The 19,458-nt window shown below is 70.8% G+C and carries 24 protein-coding genes; 18 read left to right on the top strand and 6 right to left on the bottom strand.

What is annotated here, in order from left to right:
* The first annotated feature begins 127 nt into the window (after positions 1 to 127).
* Positions 128 to 1,378, top strand: coding sequence for a helix-turn-helix domain-containing protein (locus tag MILUP08_RS16980; protein WP_007459820.1), 1,251 nt, complete (start codon positions 128 to 130; stop codon positions 1,376 to 1,378).
* Here the strand turns inward: MILUP08_RS16980 and cutA are convergent.
* A complete protein-coding gene (gene cutA, locus MILUP08_RS36745) occupies positions 1,305 to 1,637 on the bottom strand; it encodes a divalent-cation tolerance protein CutA (protein WP_337588116.1) in 333 nt (110 codons plus the stop codon). The two genes, MILUP08_RS16980 and cutA, sit on opposite strands and share 74 nt — an antisense overlap.
* Positions 1,638 to 1,804: 167 nt before the next feature.
* Between cutA and MILUP08_RS36750 the strand changes: the two genes are divergently transcribed.
* Together MILUP08_RS36750 and MILUP08_RS16990 are read left to right on the top strand one after the other, a co-directional pair.
* On the top strand, positions 1,805 to 2,263 hold the full coding sequence (locus MILUP08_RS36750; protein ID WP_007459824.1) for a hypothetical protein: 459 nt from the start codon (positions 1,805 to 1,807) through the stop codon (positions 2,261 to 2,263).
* Positions 2,260 to 2,457: a hypothetical protein gene (locus MILUP08_RS16990; RefSeq protein ID WP_007459825.1), complete on the top strand. Its 198-nt coding sequence runs from the start codon at positions 2,260 to 2,262 to the stop codon at positions 2,455 to 2,457. The genes MILUP08_RS36750 and MILUP08_RS16990 overlap by 4 nt, the downstream gene beginning before the upstream one ends.
* Positions 2,458 to 2,486: 29 nt before the next feature.
* Here MILUP08_RS16990 and MILUP08_RS16995 read toward each other — a convergent pair whose 3' ends face one another.
* Complete coding sequence (locus MILUP08_RS16995; RefSeq protein WP_167626055.1) at positions 2,487 to 2,957, bottom strand: hypothetical protein; 471 nt, start codon at positions 2,955 to 2,957, stop codon at positions 2,487 to 2,489.
* A 293-nt stretch (positions 2,958 to 3,250) separates the two neighbouring features.
* Here MILUP08_RS16995 and MILUP08_RS17000 point away from each other — a divergent pair, with 293 nt between their 5' ends.
* The 5 genes from MILUP08_RS17000 (at position 3,251) to MILUP08_RS17015 (ending at position 5,498) form a co-directional block, all read left to right on the top strand.
* On the top strand, positions 3,251 to 3,616 hold the full coding sequence (locus MILUP08_RS17000) for a hypothetical protein (protein WP_144056949.1): 366 nt from the start codon (positions 3,251 to 3,253) through the stop codon (positions 3,614 to 3,616).
* Complete coding sequence (locus tag MILUP08_RS36350) at positions 3,613 to 3,792, top strand: hypothetical protein (RefSeq protein WP_007459831.1); 180 nt, start codon at positions 3,613 to 3,615, stop codon at positions 3,790 to 3,792. The genes MILUP08_RS17000 and MILUP08_RS36350 overlap by 4 nt, the downstream gene beginning before the upstream one ends.
* A 73-nt stretch (positions 3,793 to 3,865) precedes the next feature.
* Positions 3,866 to 4,102: a cold-shock protein gene (locus MILUP08_RS36355; RefSeq protein ID WP_007459833.1), complete on the top strand. Its 237-nt coding sequence runs from the start codon at positions 3,866 to 3,868 to the stop codon at positions 4,100 to 4,102.
* A 278-nt stretch (positions 4,103 to 4,380) separates the two neighbouring features.
* A complete protein-coding gene (locus MILUP08_RS17010) occupies positions 4,381 to 4,809 on the top strand; it encodes a hypothetical protein (protein ID WP_007459834.1) in 429 nt (142 codons plus the stop codon).
* A 248-nt stretch (positions 4,810 to 5,057) separates the two neighbouring features.
* Entirely contained in the window at positions 5,058 to 5,498 is a 441-nt protein-coding gene (locus MILUP08_RS17015) for a VOC family protein (RefSeq protein ID WP_007459837.1), read from the top strand.
* A 3-nt stretch (positions 5,499 to 5,501) separates the two neighbouring features.
* Here the strand turns inward: MILUP08_RS17015 and MILUP08_RS17020 are convergent, their stop codons facing one another.
* Positions 5,502 to 5,996: a GNAT family N-acetyltransferase gene (locus MILUP08_RS17020; protein ID WP_007459839.1), complete on the bottom strand. Its 495-nt coding sequence runs from the start codon at positions 5,994 to 5,996 to the stop codon at positions 5,502 to 5,504.
* 76 nt (positions 5,997 to 6,072) lie between these two features.
* Between MILUP08_RS17020 and MILUP08_RS17025 the strand changes: the two genes are divergently transcribed.
* Positions 6,073 to 6,501 (top strand): VOC family protein, encoded by a 429-nt coding sequence (locus MILUP08_RS17025; RefSeq protein ID WP_007459842.1) that lies wholly within the window; start codon positions 6,073 to 6,075, stop codon positions 6,499 to 6,501.
* Positions 6,502 to 6,819: 318 nt separating this feature from the next.
* The gene (locus tag MILUP08_RS17030; RefSeq protein WP_144056950.1) at positions 6,820 to 7,404 is read left to right on the top strand and encodes a hypothetical protein; all 585 of its coding nucleotides are present in this window, start codon (positions 6,820 to 6,822) and stop codon (positions 7,402 to 7,404) included.
* A 136-nt stretch (positions 7,405 to 7,540) separates the two neighbouring features.
* Here MILUP08_RS17030 and MILUP08_RS17035 read toward each other — a convergent pair whose 3' ends face one another.
* Positions 7,541 to 10,771 carry a S8 family peptidase gene (locus tag MILUP08_RS17035; RefSeq protein WP_007459848.1) on the bottom strand — a complete coding sequence of 1,077 codons (3,231 nt, stop codon included), beginning with the start codon at positions 10,769 to 10,771 and terminating at the stop codon, positions 7,541 to 7,543.
* A 182-nt stretch (positions 10,772 to 10,953) separates the two neighbouring features.
* Here MILUP08_RS17035 and MILUP08_RS17040 point away from each other — a divergent pair, with 182 nt between their 5' ends.
* Entirely contained in the window at positions 10,954 to 11,454 is a 501-nt protein-coding gene (locus tag MILUP08_RS17040; protein WP_007459849.1) for a SigE family RNA polymerase sigma factor, read from the top strand.
* Positions 11,447 to 12,178, top strand: coding sequence for a hypothetical protein (locus MILUP08_RS17045; RefSeq protein WP_007459851.1), 732 nt, complete (start codon positions 11,447 to 11,449; stop codon positions 12,176 to 12,178). The genes MILUP08_RS17040 and MILUP08_RS17045 overlap by 8 nt, the downstream gene beginning before the upstream one ends.
* 42 nt (positions 12,179 to 12,220) lie before the next feature.
* On the opposite strand, the gene MILUP08_RS17050 is transcribed toward MILUP08_RS17045, so the two are convergent.
* Positions 12,221 to 12,940: an SDR family oxidoreductase gene (locus MILUP08_RS17050; RefSeq protein ID WP_007459853.1), complete on the bottom strand. Its 720-nt coding sequence runs from the start codon at positions 12,938 to 12,940 to the stop codon at positions 12,221 to 12,223.
* A gap of 144 nt (positions 12,941 to 13,084) precedes the next feature.
* Here MILUP08_RS17050 and MILUP08_RS17055 point away from each other — a divergent pair, with 144 nt between their 5' ends.
* From MILUP08_RS17055 to MILUP08_RS17080, 6 genes are read left to right on the top strand one after another with little or no spacing between them, the layout of a single operon-like run.
* The gene (locus MILUP08_RS17055; RefSeq protein WP_007459854.1) at positions 13,085 to 13,969 is read left to right on the top strand and encodes a LysR family transcriptional regulator; all 885 of its coding nucleotides are present in this window, start codon (positions 13,085 to 13,087) and stop codon (positions 13,967 to 13,969) included.
* Positions 13,970 to 13,995: 26 nt separating this feature from the next.
* The gene (locus MILUP08_RS17060) at positions 13,996 to 14,460 is read left to right on the top strand and encodes a GNAT family N-acetyltransferase (RefSeq protein WP_007459856.1); all 465 of its coding nucleotides are present in this window, start codon (positions 13,996 to 13,998) and stop codon (positions 14,458 to 14,460) included.
* 47 nt (positions 14,461 to 14,507) lie between these two features.
* Positions 14,508 to 16,049 carry a phenylacetate--CoA ligase family protein gene (locus MILUP08_RS17065; RefSeq protein ID WP_007459857.1) on the top strand — a complete coding sequence of 514 codons (1,542 nt, stop codon included), beginning with the start codon at positions 14,508 to 14,510 and terminating at the stop codon, positions 16,047 to 16,049.
* Entirely contained in the window at positions 16,046 to 16,492 is a 447-nt protein-coding gene (locus MILUP08_RS17070; protein ID WP_007459858.1) for a hypothetical protein, read from the top strand. Before MILUP08_RS17065 ends, MILUP08_RS17070 begins: the two co-directional genes overlap by 4 nt.
* Before the next feature lie 11 nt (positions 16,493 to 16,503).
* Positions 16,504 to 17,598, top strand: a complete 1,095-nt coding sequence (locus MILUP08_RS17075) for a hypothetical protein (RefSeq protein ID WP_237747099.1) — start codon at positions 16,504 to 16,506, stop codon at positions 17,596 to 17,598.
* Positions 17,595 to 18,518 (top strand): nitroreductase family protein, encoded by a 924-nt coding sequence (locus MILUP08_RS17080; protein ID WP_007459860.1) that lies wholly within the window; start codon positions 17,595 to 17,597, stop codon positions 18,516 to 18,518. The genes MILUP08_RS17075 and MILUP08_RS17080 overlap by 4 nt, the downstream gene beginning before the upstream one ends.
* 30 nt (positions 18,519 to 18,548) lie before the next feature.
* On the opposite strand, the gene MILUP08_RS17085 is transcribed toward MILUP08_RS17080, so the two are convergent.
* Positions 18,549 to 19,457, bottom strand: coding sequence for an NAD-dependent epimerase/dehydratase family protein (locus MILUP08_RS17085; RefSeq protein ID WP_007459861.1), 909 nt, complete (start codon positions 19,455 to 19,457; stop codon positions 18,549 to 18,551).
* Position 19,458: the final 1 nt, after the last annotated feature.

Here is a 19,458-nt window from a genome sequence, read left to right on the forward strand (position 1 = left end):
GGCGACGTCAGTCCACGAGAGTCTGTGCGTGCGTGACGGTCACCCTCGGCGGCGCTAGCGTTACGTTCAGCGTCCGTCGCTGCGCGACGCGCGATGTCGTCCACTCGTCTCCCTGGGAGTGATCGCCGTGACCGAACCATCGTTCCCGAGCCGTATGCGGCAGCTTCGCAGGGAGCGTGGCCTGTCCCTGCGTGACCTCGCGAAGGCCACCTACCACGCCAAGACATACCTGCACGAGCTGGAGACCGGCGCGAAGTCGCCCACCCCGCAGACCGCCCGTCGCGTCGACGACGCGCTCCAAGCCGCCGGAGAACTGGCCGCGCTCGCCACGACTTCCCCTGGCATTCGCCGCCGGGAGCTTGTCGCCGCAGCCGGGTTGGCCGCCGCGCTTCCACACACTCTGCTCGCGCACGGCCGTCGCGTCGGCACGGCCACGTCCGCCCAGCTCATCGAACGCACCGCCCGGCTACGTCGCCTCGACAACTACCTCGGCGGCGCTGACACCCGCGAGATCTACACCGCTGAGGTTGAGGCGACGACTCGGCTCATTCAGAACGGGGCATACAACCAGCCCACGGGCCGGCAACTGCTGGCGATCCTTGCCGAACAGGCGCAGTTGGCCGGTTGGGCGGCGTTCGACGCCGGCGACCACCGCGACGCGGAGGGGAAGTTCCGGTTCAGCCTTGCCGCTGCGCGCGACGCCGAGGACCGCGCGCTCACGGGGAAGGGGCTGGCATTCCTGGCGTATCAGCAACTGACCACTGGTGGTCGGGGCCCTGACACCGCCAGCGCGGCCTGCGAGGCGGCCGGTAGCACGGCGACGCCGAGGGTGCGGACCTTGCTGCACCTACGGGCCGCGTGGGCGTTTGCTGTCGCAGGCGACGCGCCGGCCGCTGTCAGGCACCTTGGAATCGGTACGACCCTTCTGTCTCAGCGGGCTGACCGGCCCGAGCCGGATTGGGTGTACTGGGTGGACTCCACCGAAGGTGAGATCATGACCGGCCGATGCTGGGCGGTGCTCCACCGACCCCTTCGCGCAATCCCCGTCCTGGAGCGCGCCCTGGCGACGTTTTGCGACACGCAGGCCCGGGACAAGGCGCTCTACCTGTCGTGGCTCGCTGACGCCTACCTTGACGCGAACGAGGTAGAGCAGGCATGTCAGACGGCGGCGGATGCGTTTCGTCTCGCCGGCGGAGTGGGGTCCGTCCGCCCGGTCCAACGGCTCCAGACGTTTCTCGATCGTTTGGAGCCGTTCGCCACGGTGCCCTGCGTCGTCGAGTTGCGGGCACTCGCGGCAGCCGCGCCTACACGTCCTCGACTGAGCGGCTCAACCACGCCAGGTACTCAGGAGAACCCTGAACGATGGGAACCGCGCTGACCTGAGGGTTGGTCCAGGGGTGCTCCTCCAGGACGAACCGCTCCAACTGCGGGTACCGCTCGGCCGTGGTGTAGAGCAGCACCTGCCACTCCTCACCCGTGCCCTGCGTCCCGTGATGCCAGAACACGCTCGTGATCGGACCGACGACCTGAGCACTCGCGGCTAGCCGCGCGGCGACTGCCCCTTCAGCAAGCTGCACGCCGACGTCGCGCGTCTCGGTGGCCGTTGACACCTGCAGGTAGTCACTCACCCGCCACACCCTAGCGGCGCGGCTGTCCGCGGACAGTGCGGACAGCCTGCGGACGCCACCAGCCTGGATGACCTGAGCCGCCGGGGAGACGCTGTCCGCACAGGAGTGGCGCGGCCCTGGCGAACATCCGCCTCCCGAGGACGGGCCGCGTCCGCGAGCGGAGGGGACCGATTTCGATGGAAACAATCGTCGGGTTGGGGAGGCTGCTGTGGCGGCGGCCGAAGACTCACCGGCAGGCGCCGGCGCCGTCCGGGACCGGTCAGGCCATCCAGGAGCGTGAGCAGCAGGCCGCGCACGGTCGCATTCTGGCGTACGCGCGTCGGATGCCCCATGAACAGCGGATGTGTGACGAAAGCCGGGTGGCATCAGTGACCGCCTGGAAGATGTCCGGCCACCCGGCCCACGTGTCGCTGCGGCCTGGTGAATGGCAGTCCAGCCCGGGCGTCGAAGGCCGCACCGATCAGAACATCCGGATCGTCTCTGTCCATCAGTCTCACGACCAGCGGTACGCCTGGGTGTACGGGCACACACTGGAGTGCGAATGGGAGTCGGCGGACTGCAACGCACCGTTCTGTAGGGAGTTGCTGGTTGACGTCGACGTCCTTGCCGCGAACGCCGCCGGTGGGTGGCCGTGAGCCCGCTGATGCTGGCCCGGCTGGCGGAACTCTGGGGACGGACGCTCGTCGAGCACCAACCCGTCAACGGCCGTTGCCCGCGCTGTCGCACCCGGGGCCGTTGCTGGGAGTGGGCCAACGCGTTCGGCCAACTCGTCGCCTACGACATGGTCCCCTCCACGGGCTGGCAGCCAGCCCATCACACCCAGTCGTGACGCCTCCAGCCTGAAAGCCGAGTGGGCGCTCAGCGTGTCTTCGGCCGAACCTGGGTGACGGCAGCGTAGGCGACGCTTCCGAGCAGGGCGCCGAGCGCGGCGATCAGAATGCCGTCCCAAGGGTGCGGTAGCGACCCCTGCAACAGCACCTCGGCAGCAAGGGCCGTCGGCACCGCAGTCAGCACCGCCGAGCCGAGGGCCCACTCCGAACGGCGATCGTCCTTGCGGTGCAGGAAGCCCAACGCGGTGAGGATCGCGAGCATCCCGTCGGAGTAGAACCACGACAGGGCCAGGACGAGGAGAGTGCCCAAGCCGAGGCCAATGGCCCAACGCCGCAGGGCGGTGGCGAGCGACACTCCCTGCCGAGGGGCGCTGTCACCGCCGACGGGGTCATCGTTCGTGCGTCTCCGCGTGTCGAGCCCAAGCTTGAGCGCGGCCTGCCTCCTCACCAGCTGGGCAGCCAGGGAGCGGCGGCTGGAGAGGTAGACGCCAATCAGCATCATGTAAAACTTTCAGATGACGACGAACGTGAAAGCCGTAAGCGCGACAATCAGGTACTCCTAGCGGAGCGTACGCAGAAATTCGCGCACTGTAGCCGATGTCATCAGCTCGTGCGGCCCCTGCCGAATCGGCCTTGATTGCCATCGCCCCACGTTCGAGTCTGCTTGCGAGAAGCGGCCCGCGAGGCCTGCCAGCACGCGCGAGCCGCCACTCACGTCCTCAGTCCCAACCCGGGTCTCATCCAGGAGGAACCATGCAACGGACGTGTCCAAGAGTAGTGCCCCGCGCGCTGATGGCGCTCGTCGCGACGATCACTTGCGTCATCGCCGCCACTCCCAGCGGCGCGGCCACGGCGGCCCCGGCGCAGCAACCTGCCGTCAGCGTCGCCGGGTTCAGCAGCGTGTTGACCCTCAATGGTCGACCCGCGCCGAACGCCTCGGGCGCCACGCCGATGGTGTTCCCGCCGTCGGGCAACCACGCGTTCACCCCGCAGGCACCGTCGTGGTCGTTCGGTGACGGCAACGGCAGCGGCTCCGAGCAGATCACCTACGGTAGCAGCCTTACTGAGGCCTGGGGCTACCTCTTGTCGTCCTACATGCGCTCATCGTCGGCAATGTCACGGAGAACGCCGACCTGTACTGCGGCAGCTCCAAGGTGACCAACTACGGCCAGCATGTCGTCGCTTCCAGCTACCAGTTCCACGGCAAGCGAGGCAGCCTCACCAACGGGTGCGCCTACCGCACGATCATCACGTTCGCCTTCCGACACAACCAGGGCGGCGGCGGCACCGGCACACTCACTGCGCAATGGAACTGGGTCATCACCTGGGTGTAACCCAGACTCACCACCGGAGGCCGGGCGCGGCAGTTTCGTGCCCGGCCTCCGCCCAGCCGATACTCTGGCAATCGTGAGTGATCAGGGCCTGCAGGACACCGGCGTGGTGAAAATCTGGCACCTCGAAGAGGGCTGGGGAACTATCGCCCTCGATCACACTGATCTGACCGTTTGGGTGCACTTCAGCCACATCGTTGCAGGGCCCACGGAATACCGAAGCCTGACGCCGGGTCAACGAGTGCGATGCCACTACGAAGTCCCAGGCCAGGACGGCTACCCCGCCCGAGCTGTCGAAGTCGCCACCCTCTGAGCCGGCGCAGCGCGCCCGCATTGGTACCGAAACAACCTGCCGATCAAGCCGGCTGTCCTCAGGATGGCGCCGAGTTCAGGTAACGATCTTTGACACTGACCGGCTAGCGATCAACGATCGACCACCACTGGTGGTGCCGAAAGAACCTGCCCGGGTGGTGCCGGTTCGACCTGCCGGACTCAACCAAGCACAACCTCAATCGCGGGCATCACCCGATGATGTCACTTCGGCAGTCCGAGCCGGCGGAGCCTGCGCCAGCGATCGGTTAGGTTCGAATCATGACCGGCCGGATGGTTGAGCTGATCGCCTTCAGCGATGGGCACCTCGACGACGGGGACGTCAGCCGTTTCCTGTTGGCCTACGAGCGCGCTCGCGGCGGGCTGAGCTGGGTTGGCGAGAGCGCGCAGGCATTCGACAAGATCGATATTTATGGCACGCGCGAGATCGGGCTCACGCACGCTTTTCTGGCGCCAGGGTCATGGAAGGCAGCTGCGATGGAGCAGCGGCTCCTTGCCGAGGTGCGATGGCTGGTGAAGTGGCTGAAGGACATCTCGGGTGACCTGGGGTTGGTCTTTGGGCTTCGCTTTGACGACCGCGACATCGGTTGGATACGCAGGGGCGTCACCGACGACGCCATCAGCGAAGGGCTGATCGGCCTTTGGGAGCGCGACGTGGAGCGCCTGAGACGAGAGTCGCCGACACGCTGAGCGCGCGGGCATCGACTGACCGGGGTCCCCTGGCAGCTGTGGCAACCGGGTCGGTCGCGACGATTGAGGACTGCTGGGGGCGATCGGCTGACCCTTGGAACCGATTACACCGATCGCGGGTGTCGAACAACCGCCGCGTCACGGTCTCCTTCGAGAAGATGATCCGGACAGTGTCGAGAACACGCCGGTGGCTCCGTCTCAGGGGAGGATGCGACCACGGCGGCCGCAGCAGAGCGAGGAGATCCGGCATGGCGATCCAGCGGATGGACAACGTCCTCATTGTTGTCAACGACCTTGACGCGGTCATCGCGTTCTTCGTCGAACTCGGCATGGAGCTGGAGGGCAGAGGGCCGGTCGAGGGACGGTGGGTGGAGCGTGTCCTCGGCCTCGACGACGTCCGCCAGGAGGTCGCGATGTTGCGGACCCCGGACGGTCACGGCAAGGTCGAGCTGGCGATGTTCCACACGCCGAAGGCGATCAGCCACGAACCGGAGAACGCGCCGACGAACACCCTGGGGATTCGCCGGATCATGTTCGCCGTCGACGACATCGAGGACGTCGTCGCCCGGCTGCGCGCCCATGGGGCCGAGCTCGTCGGGGAGGTGGAGCGGTACGAGGACATCTTCCTGCTCTGCTACCTGCGCGGTCCGGAGGGCATCATCGTCGGACTGGCCGAACAGCTCACCTGAGTGTCAGGCACCGATCTCGGCGACCATCGTGTCCGCGTCCGTGAACGACTCGACCGTGCGGAACCCTTCCGCCGCGTAGAGGCGGGCGGCGGCGTTGGCCCGCTCGACGCTCAGCGACACCGTGCGGATGCCGCGTCCTCGTGCGGCGTCCAGGACAGCGCGCAGCAGCGCCCGGCCCACACCCCGGCCCCGCCAGGCGTCCACGACTCCGATGGTCAACTCCGGCACGTCGTCGGCGACGTACCCGTAGCCGGGATCTTCGGCGGTGAGGTAGCGGAACCAGGCCGCGCCGACCGGCTGATCGGCGGGGTCCACCGCGACCACACCGAGGTCGTCCTGCCGCATCCACCCCGCCACGTAGTGCGCCAGCGCGGGGTCGGCCAGGATCCGCTCGCGCGGCCAGTTCCGTTCGGGCAGCCAGTTCACGGCCTCGGCGAGCATGTCCACCAGGAAGTCGGCGTCGGCCGGGGTGGCCGCGCGGATGCCGAAGTCGGTCACCGCGCAAGCCTCGCACACGCGAGCGGATGCGGGAGCCGGTCGGCGCCACCACAATGGGCGCCGGAGGTGATCGAGGATGGCCGAACAGGAGAGCGTGCCCACGCTGTGCCAGGTGGTGCTCGACTGCACCGACGCCAGGTCGCTGGCGGAGTTCTACCGGCAGTTGCTGGGTCTGGTCTACCGGCCCGGCGACGAGCCGCCACCGCCGGGGCAGGATGATCAGCGCGGGCGCGACTGGTTGGTGCTCAGGACTCCCGAGGGCGCTTCCCAGATGGCGTTTCAGCAGGTGGATCACCTGCCCGAGGCGACCTGGCCGGACAACGCGGTGCCCCAGCAACTGCACCTGGACCTGACCGTGAAATCCGTCGAGGAACTGCTCGTCCAGCACGAGCGGGTCCTGCGCCTCGGTGGTCGCCTGCGCTACGACCGCATCGACGACCCCGACGAGCCACTGCGGGTGTACGCCGACCTGGCCGGCCACCCCTTCTGCGTGTTCGTCGGCTGAGCGATGTGGCCTGTCCGGGGTGGCCGAGGGCAGAGTGCCCGGCAAGCGCTGCAACGTGGCCACAGTGCGCGGAGTCGATCGGCCCGGAGAGCCGTATACCTGTGAGTCATAGTTATGACTCACAGGTATACCGCTCAACAGCGATACCGCCTCCGGCTCACGGCGGTGGCGGCGGCCTCTCCGGGAGTGAGCCGAGCCGTCGTCCACGGCCTACTCGCCAGCAAGCAGGAACGTGCCGCTGAGAGCGAACATGCGGTACGCCGGAGCGTGCGGTCCCTACGATGTCCGAAGAGGTGACCGCTGTGGACGGGGATGAACATGCCGGAACCGCGCGCTTTCTGGATCGACGAGCACTTCGACCGGGAGCACGACGTCGACGGCCGCGGCCGGTACGAGGCCGAGGTGCTGAGGCGGATCGACGAGTTCACCCCCAGTTGGGACGACATCGCGCCGGTGAGCTTCGCGGCGACCGCGTGGCGCATCGCGGCTGAGCTGGAGCCGGGCTACGTCCGCTGGCACCGGCGGATCCTGTCGGCGTCCTGCACGCGCAGCCCGTGGGACGGGGGAATGGTCTGCGCCGTGACGGTGATCTCGCGCTGGCCGGCGGAGCTGACCTGGACGAAGCAGTGGCAACGCGACAGGGGTTGGCAGGACTGGCCGCAGATGTTCGGTCAGTACACGACCCCGTCGGAGCAGGACGTGACGCGCCGCCCGCACCTGCGTGCGCAGCTTCAGGTGGAGGCGCCGGTTCCGCTCGGTGAGCTGCCGCCGGCGCCCTCCGGGCCGCAGGATCAGGTGGCGTCCGCCGCGCGCAGGGCGGTCACGGTGCTGACCCGGGAGCTCAACGACCTGCTCGCGCCGATGATCGGCCAGCTCGAGGCCGGAGTGCCGGCCGACTCCTGAAAGCCGCCGAGCCTCGACGCCGCCGATCCGCCGGACCAGCGAAGCAGGCGTCACCGCGCCAGCCGCCCCACCCGGACACCGGTGACAGCGACACAGGGAGTCCGGGGCGACGGCAGCCGCCCCGGACTCCATCGGGTCACGCGGTTCGGTAGGCCCGCAGCACCGTCTGCGTCACCGTGTTGCCGGCGGTGTCGGTCGCCGTCACGCGCAGCGCGACGAAACCCGGCCGGCGGGGATGAGCGATGAGCGCGACGCCACGCACCACCGGCAGCGCGATCCACGTCCTGCCGTCGTCGAACGACGCGGAGACGCCGAGCTTCCGGTTGGGCGCGGCCGACGAGCCGGCCTGCCGATCCAGGCTGACCGGGATCGCCATGACCCGCCCCGCCCGGGCGGTGTTGGTGTCGTCGAGCGTCGGCGTCGGTCGGGCCGTGGTGAGGGGCAGCCGCTGCGGCGTCGAGGTGTGCGCAGAGGTGAACGTCCAGGCCACCGAGACCGACGTCGACAGGGTGTCCGGGGCGCCGCGCCCGGCGGTGGCCTCCAGCCGGTACTCGGCCTTGCCGGCGGGCACCGTGAACTCCGCCCACGGGCTGTCCGACGTGCCGATCCGCGTGCCGTTGCGGAACAGCCGGAACTCGACCGGCAGGTCGTCGCGGCTGGCGGGGCGGCCGGTCGCGTCACCGAACAGCGGCAGCCCGGCGATCGAGATGGTGTCGCCGTCGCGGCCCGCGTACCCCAGGGGGTTGAGGGTTGGCGCCTGGCCCACCGACGGGCCGAACGGGGCCGCGTTCCAGGTCTGCGTGTACGCCCGCCCGGGTTGGAAGGTCGACTCCTGGATGGTGGAGTTGTCGCCCTCGAGGAACGTGGAGGTCCAGGTGAGGCCGCCGTCGGTGTTGTAGTACTCGGTGCCGTGGAACGGCAGGTCGATGCGCGTGTTCGACCCGATCGGGCCCGATCCGCCGGGTGCCGCCGCGCGGTGGAACCGGACGGCCGTCGCGGTGCTGGACTGGCGGTGGTAGGTCGCGGTGACGGTGGCGAGGTTCTTCGGCGTCAGCTTCGTCGACAGGCCGGTGAACATGTCGCCCTGGCGGACGTAGGCGAGGTCGTACGTGTAGGGGCTGTTGCGGAAGGTCCCGTCCCGGCCGGGGCGGGCGAGCCCGACGCCGAGCGTCGCGGCGAACTCGGGGGCGGCGACGGCGGGCCCGATCCGGCCGAAGAACACGTCCGCGAACGACACCCCGCTGAGCTGCACGCCCGGGTAGCGGAAGCCGTCGTCCCAGTTCGCGCTCACGTTGATCGCGGTGGGCGCGGCGTCGCGCTGCGGCACGGTCAGGGCGACGGGCTTGGCGGTACGGGCGTCGACGGCCTCGGTGACCGGGCCGTGGACGTCGAGGACCGGCTGGACGAGCAGCGTCGAGGCGTCGCCCTCGTGGATGGTGCTGTAGAGCGCGTAGCGGCCCGTGGGCAGCCGCAGGGTGCCGCCGCCGGGCGCGGAGGTGAGGGTGCTGAACTCCCCGGTGGCGAGGTTCGCCGCCACTGTCGTGTACTCGGTGGCCGGCTTCCCGTCCCGGCCGGTGTGGGGGAGCGCGACGTCGTAGCTCTCGATCTCGCGGTTGAGGGCGAACGGCGTGCGTACCCGCAGGTCACCGGCGCCGGTGGCGAGGACCGCGCCCTGGTAGACGCCGTCGGCGGCGTCCACGCGGGTGTCCACGGTGATCGTGGCCTCGGCCCGGCCGCCGGCCGGCACGACAAGCGTGGTCGGGCTGACGGTGAGCATGCCGGCCGGCGCGGGGGCGACGGTCAGCGACAGGGTGACCGGCGCGGCGCCGGTGTTGCGGTAGCCGACGACCTGCGTGACGGGGGTGTCGTCGGCGTGCGGCCAGCGCTGCACCGGGAAGTCGATGGCGGCCACGTCGGCGGCGACCGGCTGGGCGACCGCGCGGGCGATGTCGACCCGGCCCGCGCCCTGCTCGTAGAGGGTGTCCGCGCCGGTCGGCTTGGCCGAGTCCATCAGCGCGGCCTTGAGCTGCGCGCCGGTCCAGTCCGGGTGCTGGCCGGCGAGGATCGCGGCGCTGCCCGCCACGTGCGGGGTGGCCATCGAGGTGCCCGACATGGTGGCGTAGTCACCGCCGGGGGCGGCCGCGACGATGTCGACGCCCGGCGCGCTGATCTCGGGCTTGATGTGGTTGTCGCCGACGCGGGGGCCCCGGCTGGAGAAGTACGCCCGCTGGTCGTCGGCGTCGACGGCCGCGACGGCGAGCGCGTCGTCGGCGGACGCCGGTGAGGACACGGACTTCGGCTTGCCCTCGTTGCCGGCGGCGACCACGAACAGCGTGCCGTACCGGTGGCTGAGGTCCTGCACCGCCGTCTCAAGCGGGTCGAGGCCGGGCGCGTCGTCGCCGCCCACGCTCAGGTTGACCACCCGGGTCTGCGGGGCGAGCCACTGCATGCCGGTGATGATGTCCGAGTCCTGGCACTCGGTGGTGGCGCAGACCTTGCCGACGAGGAGCTTCGCGCCCGGCGCGACACCCCGGTACCGACCGCCGGAGGCGGCGCCGCTGCCCACGATGGTCGACGCCACGTGGGTGCCGTGACCGACCGCGTCGGCGGGGTCGCCGCCGCCGGTGAAGTCCCGGACCTCGGTGAGGTGCCCGGCGAAGTCGGGGTGGGCGGCGTCGATGCCGGTGTCCAGCACGCCGACGGTGACGCCGGTGCCGTCGAAGCCGGCCTGCCAGGCCGCCGGGGCGCCGATCTGCGGCACGCTGCGGTCAAGCGTCACCCGCCGCTTGCCGTCGAGCCAGATGGCGCTGACCCCGTCGGCGAGGGTGCGCGCCATCGAGGTGCCCCGGGTGAGCGACGACCACAGCGTCACCCGGTCGTCGCGGCCCGCCCGTACCGCGAGGGCGTGGGCGGCGGGCAGGTCGGCCCGCACGCGCCCGTCGCCCCCGACGGTCGCGGTCCGCGCCCCCGCCGCGTTCTTCCCGGGGTACGCGACAAGCAGCGGCAGGTCGGTCGCCCGGTCGTCGTAGCCGAACCCGGCCAGCGTGGTGAGGTCGAACAGTCGCCGGTCGAGCCGGCCGTCGCGCAGCAGCGGCAGGGCGTCCACCGGGACGACGAACTGGTGGCCGCCCTCCCGGCTGGTCACGAAGCGCATCGCCGTCCGCCCGGGCCCCCGCTCGATCGCCGGGCGGCCGGCCCCGTCGACGGACACCCGGTCGCCGGTGATCAGCGTGAAGGTGCCGGGCGTGCCGGAGACGGTGGCCGCCGGTCGCACCTGCGCGCTCGCCGGGTTGGCCGCCAGGCCCGCCGCGACAAGTGCTGTCGCGAGCACCCCGGCCGTCAGGGCGCGTCGTTGACGTCGTCGCACATCGTCCTCTCCGCCACGGGTGTCTCCCGGGACGGCACGATGACGCCTGGGCCCGCCACCCGGTTGATCTCTACTGGTGTGACCGTGATCACAAACCGACCGGGGTGGACGTCGGCCAGGTCGGCGCGGCGAGTTCCATGCGCGGTGACCAGGGGGACGAGGCTTCGAAAGGCGCAGGTCGGATGCGTGACGCTGAGGAGTTCGACGCCCTCTACGCTGCCTGCGCCGGGCGGATCGTGGGGCACGTCTACGCGCTGACCGGCAACCGCAGCGAGGCCGAGGACGCGGTCGCGGAGGCGTTCATGCGGGCCTGGCAGCGCTGGCACACCGTCCGGGAGTCGGACAGCCCGGAGGCGTGGGTCCGCGCGGTCGCCTCCCGGGCTGCGGTGAGCAGTTGGCGCAAGACGTTCAACCGGATCCGCGCCCACCACCGGGCCGCCGTCGACCAGAGCGTGCCCGGCCTCAGCGAGGACCACGTCGCGCTGATCCAGGCGTTGCAACGGCTCAGCGCCAACGAGCGTCGCGCCGTCGTGCTGCACCACCTCAACGACCTCAGCGTCGCCGAGGTGGCAGCCGAGATGCGGGCCCCCGTCGGGACCGTCAAGACGTACCTCGCCCGTGGTCGCCGGGCGATGGCCGGGTTGCTGACCGAGGTGAACCAGGAGGGCTCCTCCCATGCCTGATCCGCACGACGACCTGCGGGCGATCGTCGACGAGGTCCGACGCGTCACGACCCTGCCCCCGGCGGGGGCGCTGCGCGGACGCAGCGACCGGCGGCGGCGACGCCGGGCGGCCGTCACCGGCGTGGGGCTGGCCGTGCTCGTCGCGGCCGTCGGCACCACAGTGCTGCGGGTACGCGCCGACGTCACGTCGCCGACCGCGGGCCCGGCGGGCGTGACCTCCCCGTCGACCGTCCCGTCGTCGCTCGCCCCGAGCGAGACCTCCCCGAGCCCGGCCTCCCCGGCGGGGCCGCAGGACATCCTCGGCGGTCGCCGGCAGGTCCGGATCGTGGTTCCCGGCGTGGGTGGGGCGGCGTTGGCGAGCGGCCCCGACGACGACCGGGTGCGGGCCACCGCCGGGGCGGGCGTCGACGACCGGGCGCTGTGGGTCCTGCGGCCGGCGGGGAAGGCGTTCCGGATCGTGGCGGCCACCCCGGCCGGCGCCGGCCAGATCTGCATGACAGTCGTGCACGACGCCCCGCCGGGCAGCGTCCGTGCCCGCGCCTGCGACCCGACGGCGGCGACGCAGCTCTTCACCATCGACCGGGTCGCCGACGGCAGCTACTCGATCCTGCAGGGCAGGCGCTACGTGCAGGTCGTCGACGGGACGTTCGCCCTCGTCCCCGACCTGCCGGAGGCGCTGACCACCACCTACGAGTTCGAGGACCGAGGCCCGTCGGGCCCCTGACCGCCACGGCCGTGCCCCACGAGCGACACTGCGGGGTCGGGCTCAGGAGACCAGGGTGCCGCCGTCGATGGTCACCACCGTGCCGGTCGCATAGGTCGCCCGCAGCAGGTAGAGGAACGTCTCGGCGACCTCCTCCGGCTCGCCCACCCGGCGCAGCGGCAGTGACTCGCTGAGGTGGGCGTACATCTGCTCTCGGGTCTCCTCCGACAGTGAGTCCCACAGCGGCGAGCGGATCACGCCGGCCGAGACGGCGTTGACCCGGATCGGGGCGAGTTCGACGGCGAGCGCGCGGACCAGCGCGTCGATGGCCCCGGTGATGCTGGACACCACCGACCAGCCGGCCTTCGGCCGATGGTGGGCGGTGCCGGTGGTCAGGGTGATCGACCCACCGGAGCGCAGGTACGGCAGCGCCGCGTTGACGGCCGACAGGGCGCCGAAGTACCGCAGGTCGAAGGCGGTACGAGCGGCGGCGAGGTCGAGGGCGTCGACGGACATCAGGACGAGCGGCTCACCGGCGGTGTAGACGAGGTGGTCGAATGGGCCGAGGCTCTGGAACAGCCGGGCCACGTCGCCGGGGTTGGTCAGGTCGACGACGTGCCCCTGGACGCCGGTCGGCAGGGTGGCCAGGGCGCTGTCGACGCTGCGCCGGGTGCGGGAGGCGACGACGATCTGGGCGCCCTCGCGGGCGGCCCGGATGGCGGTGGCGAGCCCGATTCCCGAGGTTCCGCCGAGTACGACGACACGGTGGTCGCTGAGATTCATGATCGTGTCCTTCCGGATCCGTGGTGGAGACGGTTTCCACCATGCGCCGGCGTCGACACCCACGTCCAAGACCTCTTTCACCTCCTGTGATACCCAGCGGGTATCGTGGATGTGGCCGCGAGGCGGGACCGGACGGGGGACCGGATGGATGTCGATCTGCGTAAGCTCCGCTACTTCGTGGCGGTCGCCGAGGAGCTGCACTTCGGGCGGGCCGCGGCGCGGCTGCACATCGCCCAGCCGGTCCTGTCGCGCCAGATCCGGGCCTTCGAGCAGGAGTTGCAGGCCGAGCTTTTCGTCCGGGACCGTCGTTCCACTGTGCTCACCGAGGCCGGCCGTCAACTGTTGACCGACGCTCGTCCGCTGCTCGCCTCGGCCGAGGCGCTGCGTCGGCGGGTGCGACGGGCCACGCACGGCAGGTCGACGTTCACCATCGCGTTCATGCCCGGCATCATCGTCACCGCCGAGGCTCGCGCGATCGCCGACCTGCACCCCGACCTGTCCGTCGATGTCGTCCGCACGTCCCCGAGCGACCAGGCCGACGTGGTGCGCGAGGGGCGCGCCGACGTCAGCTACGTCCGGCTTCCGATCGACCAGCGCGGCCTGAGCCTGCGCCCCCTGTTCACCGAACCCCGGGTCGTGGTCCTGCCTCGGGAGCATCGCCTGGCCGGCAAGGAGTCGGTCGAGCTCGCCGAGCTGGTCGGGGAACGGCTTCTCCAAGACCCGGACGTGGTGCCCGAGTGGCGGGACCTGCCGAACCGTCCGAGCGACAGCGATCCGCGCCCCCGGCCGGTGCTGAGCTCCGTCGAGGAAAAGCTGGAACACGTCGCCGCGTACGCGGGGATGGTGATCCTGCCGCTGTCGATCGCGACGTTCTACACCCGGCCGGACGTCACCCACGTCCCCGTCGGCGACCTCGGGCACAACCAGGTGTGCCTGGCCTGGGCCGAGGACGATCGTTCGCCGTTGGTGCGGGAGTTCGTCGACATCGTCGAGCGGCAGGCGCAGACGGCTGGGCGGGGCCACGAGTAGGGACGGCCACTGGCTACGCTCGGGGCATGTTCCGTGCGGCCCGGCCCGATGACTTCGCGCAGATCATCCGCCTCTACCGGCAACTCAACCCGGACGATCCGGTGCTTGACGACGGCGCCGACGAGGCGGTCTTCCAGCAGATCGTGGGTTCGCCGGGGCTGCGTCTCTTCGTCCTCGAATCCGACGGGGTCGTCGTCGCCACGACGTACCTCAACGTGATCCCGAACATCAGCCGGTCCGCGTCGCCGTACGCCGTCATCGAGAACGTCGTCGTCGAGGAGTCGCGGCGCGGCACCGGTCTGGGTCGGCAGATCATGGCCGGCACGCTCCAGGCGGCGTGGGACGCCGGCTGCTACAAGGCGATGCTGATGACGGGCTCGCGCAATGCGGCGACCCACGCCTTCTACCGCGCCTGCGGGTTCTCGGCCGACGTCAAGACCGCGTACCTCGCGCGCCCGACCAGCGCTCGTCCGAGCACTCAGGACGGCTGAGTACCCGCCCTCAGGTGGCCGGCGCGACCGGCCAATAGTGTTGCCGCGTGGTGACATTCCTGCGTCGGTGGACCCTGCGGGCCGCGAGCTTCGCCCTGACCTGGCTCTACACCCTCTACCGGATCCATCCGGCGGTGTGGCGGCTCACGGCACGTCAGTACCGTCCCTTCATGGGGCGCTTCGCCCGACTGCACGCCTGGATGACCTGCCAGTTCGCCGCGATCGACGTGCCCGCGTACGGCGATTTCCTCCGCCGCCACCAGTGGCGGTTCCGCTGGTTCGATCTGTCGTCGTACCCGCCCACCGACAAGCGGTCGTACGTGCAGGCGTACCCGGAGGCGCAGCGTTGTCGGCACGGGGAGATCGAGATCGCCGGCAGCGTGGTCGACGAGTCGTCGGGCTCGTCCGGCCAACCGTTCAACTGGATCCGCAGCCGCCGCGAGCTGCGCTCGGTGCACAAGAACCTGGCCGGCTACGCGACGATGGTGTTCCCGTCGAAGCGGCGGTTCGTCATCAACGCGTACTCGATGGGCGCCTGGGCGACCGGGACCAACACCGGCATCGCCATGTCGGCGATCGCGATGGTCAAGAACACGGGGCCCGACCTGCGCAAGATCGTCGACACCCTGTCGTACTTCGGCCCCGGTTTCGACTACGTCGTCACCGCCTACCCGCCGTTCCTGAAGCACCTACGCGACACGCTCGACGCCGAGGACTTCCCCTGGGCCGAGTACCGCATCAGCGGACTTGTCGGCGGTGAGGGGATGACCGAGGCGCTGCGCGACTACCTGGAGGAGCGCTTCGTCAAGGTGCGCTCCGGCTACGGGGCCAGCGACCTGACCATCGGCATGGCCGGGGAGAGCGACTTCAGCGTCTGGATCCGCCGACGACTGCGTACCGACGCCGCACTGCGGAGCGCCCTGCTCGGCGCCGACGAGCACCGGCTGCCGATGGTCTTCCAGTACAACCCGCTGGAGACGTACCTGGAGACCACGCCGGACCACGAGCTGCTCTGCACGATCAACTCGACGGCGGTGCTCAATCCCCGGGTCCGCTACAACATCGGCGACGAGGGCCGGCTGATCTCGTACCCGGATGTCCTGGCCGCGATCACCGACCCCACGGCGCGGGCCGCCGCGGACCGTGCCTGGCAGGTCGACCGGATGCGTCTACCACTGCTGTTCCTGTACGGCCGCAAGGACAGCACCATCTCGTACATGGGCGCCAACATCTACCCGCAGGACGTCGAGTACGGCCTCTACGCCGGCAATCCCCGGGCGCACCTGCTGCAGAGCTTCTGCCTCGCGGTGACCGAGCAGGCCGACCTGGAGAGCCGGCCGGTCGTCAACCTGCAACTCCGCGAGGGCCTGATGCTCGACCCGGTGCAGCGGCGAGCCCTCACCGAGACCTGCCGCGCGGGAGTGTTGCGCCACCTCGCCGAGGTCAGCCGGGACTTCGCCGAGTCCCTCGCCGAGGACCCGTCGGCGGCGGACCTGCGGGTGGAGGTCCACGAGTACGGCACCGGCCCGTTCGCCGACGCGGCATCCCGAATCAAGAACGTCTACCTGGTGAAGGGCGTGCCGGCATGAGGACCACGGACTTCTCCGCCGCGCCCCCGGTGGGCCAGGCGACAGCCATGTTCGTCGGCGCCACCCGTTACCGGGGGCCGCGCTCGATCCTCACGCTCACCCGGACCTGGTTCCGGATGGTCCGGCAGATGCGGCGGATGGACGGGTACCGGTGGCACACCGTCTACTACCAGTTCCCGTTCACACTCGGCACCATCGCCTTCTTCAGCGACCGTGACGCGCTGCTGACGTTCGCCCGCAGCCGCCACCACCGTGACCTCATGTGCTGGGTGACCGATCACGGCACGACGAACGCGACGGGCGGCTACATCCGCCTCTACAACGCCGAGCCCGAGGGCTACAGCAACGGCGTCTGGCGCGCCGAGGGAGACGGCATGGCGCACATACCGACCTTCACCCCGCTGTCGCGTGAGACGTCCGGCCCGCCGGTGCACCGCGCATGAGACTGGATCCCGTGCGATCGCGGGCCGACCTGCGGGCATTCGTCGACTTCCCGCTTCGGCTCCACCCGACCGACAGGTACGTGCCGCTGTTGTCATCGGTCATCGCGGCCCACCGCGGCGCCGCCGAGCTGTTCCTGGTCCGCGACCGGCGCGGCGAGGTCGTGGGACGCACCAGCATGCACCGCAGCGCGCCCCTCGACGCCAAGGTCGGGCCGCGGCAGCTGTTCGGGCACACCGAGTTCGTCGATGACGACGACGTCTTCACCGCCATCATGGACGCCGTCGAGGCCCGGGCCGACGGTCGACACCTGTTCGGGCCGGTGGCCCTGCTGCCCAACCAGACCGGCGGGGTGATCACCTCCGGCTTCGCCGACCGTGGCTTCGTGGACTCGGCGTGGAACCCCGCCTACTACCCGGACATGTACGAGCGGCACGGCTTCCACCGTCGCTTCGAGGCCGACACCTGGCGTGTCGACCTCGACGGCACCGCCACTGCTGCTCGGCCCGCCGCCGGCGCTCCGGCCGGAACCGACCACGGGTTCGCCTTCGACGATGCCCGGATGGCCGCCGAACGGCTCGTCATCCGGCACGGCTCCCGGTGGCGCCTGCGTAGCCAACTGCCGATCCTGCGCCGGATGCTCAACGCCAGCTTCGCGCAGTTGGGCTACTACACCCCCATCTCCGCCGAGCAGTTGGCGGAGCAGACCGACGGCCTGGCGTTCCTGCTCGACGAGGGGCTGCTCCTCTGGCTGGAGAAGGCCGGCCGACCCGTCGCGTTCGTCGTCACCGTGCCGGACATCTCCGAATACCTCATGAGCGTCGGCGGTCGGCTCGGCGTCCTCAACCAGCTCCGGCTTCTCGCCACCCGCGGCCGGTACCGGCGGGACGCGGTCCTCATCATCAAGGGCACCGTGCCCGACGAGCAGGGCAACGGGTACCTGACGCTGCTGTCCCGGGAGTTGCACCGCAACCTCGCCCGCAACGGCTACCGGACGCTGCGCAGCACCTTCGTCGAACGGACGAACGTCGCCTCGGCCGCCCAGTACCGGCGCGCGGGTGGGCGGCCACTGCACGGGTACACCTTCTACGAGCGGGGAGCCCGGTGAGCTGGGTCGAGCAGTTGCGGGCCACCGAGGCGATCTGCCGCCGGGCACCGAGCGCGCACAACACGCAGCCGTGGCGGCCGGAGTATCACACCGACGAGATCACCATCGACGTCGATCCCGCCCGCCGCCTGCCCGACTCCGACCCGACCGGGCGCGACCTGGCCCTCGGCATCGGCGCGTTCGTCGAGACCTGCCTCATCGTCTCCGCCGAACTCGGCCTCACCGTCACCGTGGCGCCCGGTCCACGACTGGTCCCCGCGGCGCACCGGTACGCGACTCCGTTCACGATCGCCGACATCGAGGCCCGCCGGGTCGCCCGTGGTCCGTACGCACCCGGGTACGTCGACGACGCCGTCCTCGCCGATCTCGAGCCGGGTGTCGCACACGTCCCGACCCGGGATCTCGTAGCGGACCTGGTCGTCGCCGACAGGTGGATGTTCGGCACACCCGCCGTCGCCGTCGAGTTGCGGGACTGGCTGCGCCTGAGCCCACGCCATCCCCGATATCACCTCGACGGACTCACCGACCGGGCGCTCGGCCTGTCCCGGATCGAAGCGCGCGTCCTGTCCGCCGCGCTGCGCGCGTACCCGGTCACCCGCCGGCTGGGCCTGCCGACGCTGCTGGCCGCCAGCGGCCGCGGCCTGTTGCGCTACGACGGCAGCGTCCTGGTCCTCCGCGCCGCCGATGGCGAAGACCAGTTCAGCGCGGGCCGACGTCTGCTGCGTACGTGGCTGGCTCTCGCCCGGCACGGCCTGGCGGTCCATCCGCTCAGCCAGCTCATCGACTGCCCCGCGACCGCCGGTCGGCTCGCCGAGCGGGTGGCAGGCCTTCCGCTCGCGGTGTTTCGGGTCGGCCGACCCCTCGTCGCCCCGGTCCGCTCAGCCCGACGCGGTGAGCAGCCGTCGACTCGGCCGGACTAGCCCTGTTTCGCTCTGGCACACCTGCTCAGGTCAGGCGGGGAACGTCTCGCGCAGCGCGGAGTCCAGCGACCGGCCGGTCGTCGGCTCGACGAACAGCTCGGCGAGCAGCAGGTCCGCGAGGTGGGTCGGGTTGATGCCCGACTCCTTGCCGCCGAGACCCTGCGCCGCGCCCCCGAGTCGGAGGGCTGCCTTCGCCGCGCCGGTCGGCAGTCGGCCGACCCGGCGGGGTCGGCCCACCGCCTCGGCGATGCGCCCGAGCATGTCGTGCCAGGTGAGGTTCTCGTCGGCGACCGGGATGTCCGCGCCACTGGCCTGCTCCAGAGCGTCCACCGTGGTCGCGGCGACGCTGCGCGCCGAGGCCGCGGCGCTCCCGCCGGTCGGGGCCACCAGAGGGGTACGGGAGCGGGCCCACCGGTCCAGCGGCCCGGCCCAGTTCGGCAGCCGGTCGCCGGAACGACCGAAGACGAACGGCAGCTCGAGGACGGCGACCGGCAGATCCGGGCCGGCCGCCGCGCGTCCCTCCCGGGCCTGCTCGACCCGGCACCTGACGTACGTGTGCCGCTCGGCGAGCCGCCACTGCGGATGCCGCCTGTCGAAGTAGGTGTAGTACGAGCCCATGACGACGCCGCGGGTGAGGCCCTCCAGGCGGGCGGCGGTGAACAGGCGCACGACAGGCTCGACGTTGTCGCGGCGGAACTGCGGATAGATCGGCTTGGGCAACGGCCGCTGCTCGTCGGTGCGGGTGGCGTACACGACGCCGTCGTGACCGGCGAGCAGCGGCCGCAGTTGCTCGATCGATGCGGACCCGACGTCGAGCAGGTGGTCGACGCCCGGCTGGGCGGTCCGCGCCACAGTGGTGGTGGCATGGCCGCGCTCGCGCAGCACGTCCACGACATGAGCGCCGATCAGGCCACTGCCACCCACCACGAGAATCCGCACG

The organism is Micromonospora lupini str. Lupac 08 (assembly GCF_000297395.2).
Lineage (GTDB): Bacteria > Actinomycetota > Actinomycetes > Mycobacteriales > Micromonosporaceae > Micromonospora > Micromonospora lupini.

Bases quoted from the DNA above. Each gene is read 5' to 3' on its own strand.
- MILUP08_RS36750 (WP_007459824.1), top strand. From the start codon at position 1,805: ATGGAAACAATCGTCGGGTTGGGGAGGCTGCTGTGGCGGCGGCCGAAG.
- MILUP08_RS16995 (WP_167626055.1), bottom strand. From the start codon at position 2,957: ATGCTGATTGGCGTCTACCTCTCCAGCCGCCGCTCCCTGGCTGCCCAG.
- MILUP08_RS17000 (WP_144056949.1), top strand. From the start codon at position 3,251: ATGGCGCTCGTCGCGACGATCACTTGCGTCATCGCCGCCACTCCCAGC.
- MILUP08_RS17010 (WP_007459834.1), top strand. From the start codon at position 4,381: ATGACCGGCCGGATGGTTGAGCTGATCGCCTTCAGCGATGGGCACCTC.
- MILUP08_RS17015 (WP_007459837.1), top strand. From the start codon at position 5,058: ATGGCGATCCAGCGGATGGACAACGTCCTCATTGTTGTCAACGACCTT.
- MILUP08_RS17025 (WP_007459842.1), top strand. From the start codon at position 6,073: ATGGCCGAACAGGAGAGCGTGCCCACGCTGTGCCAGGTGGTGCTCGAC.
- MILUP08_RS17030 (WP_144056950.1), top strand. From the start codon at position 6,820: ATGCCGGAACCGCGCGCTTTCTGGATCGACGAGCACTTCGACCGGGAG.
- MILUP08_RS17040 (WP_007459849.1), top strand. From the start codon at position 10,954: ATGCGTGACGCTGAGGAGTTCGACGCCCTCTACGCTGCCTGCGCCGGG.
- MILUP08_RS17045 (WP_007459851.1), top strand. From the start codon at position 11,447: ATGCCTGATCCGCACGACGACCTGCGGGCGATCGTCGACGAGGTCCGA.
- MILUP08_RS17050 (WP_007459853.1), bottom strand. From the start codon at position 12,940: ATGAATCTCAGCGACCACCGTGTCGTCGTACTCGGCGGAACCTCGGGA.
- MILUP08_RS17055 (WP_007459854.1), top strand. From the start codon at position 13,085: ATGGATGTCGATCTGCGTAAGCTCCGCTACTTCGTGGCGGTCGCCGAG.
- MILUP08_RS17060 (WP_007459856.1), top strand. From the start codon at position 13,996: ATGTTCCGTGCGGCCCGGCCCGATGACTTCGCGCAGATCATCCGCCTC.
- MILUP08_RS17070 (WP_007459858.1), top strand. From the start codon at position 16,046: ATGAGGACCACGGACTTCTCCGCCGCGCCCCCGGTGGGCCAGGCGACA.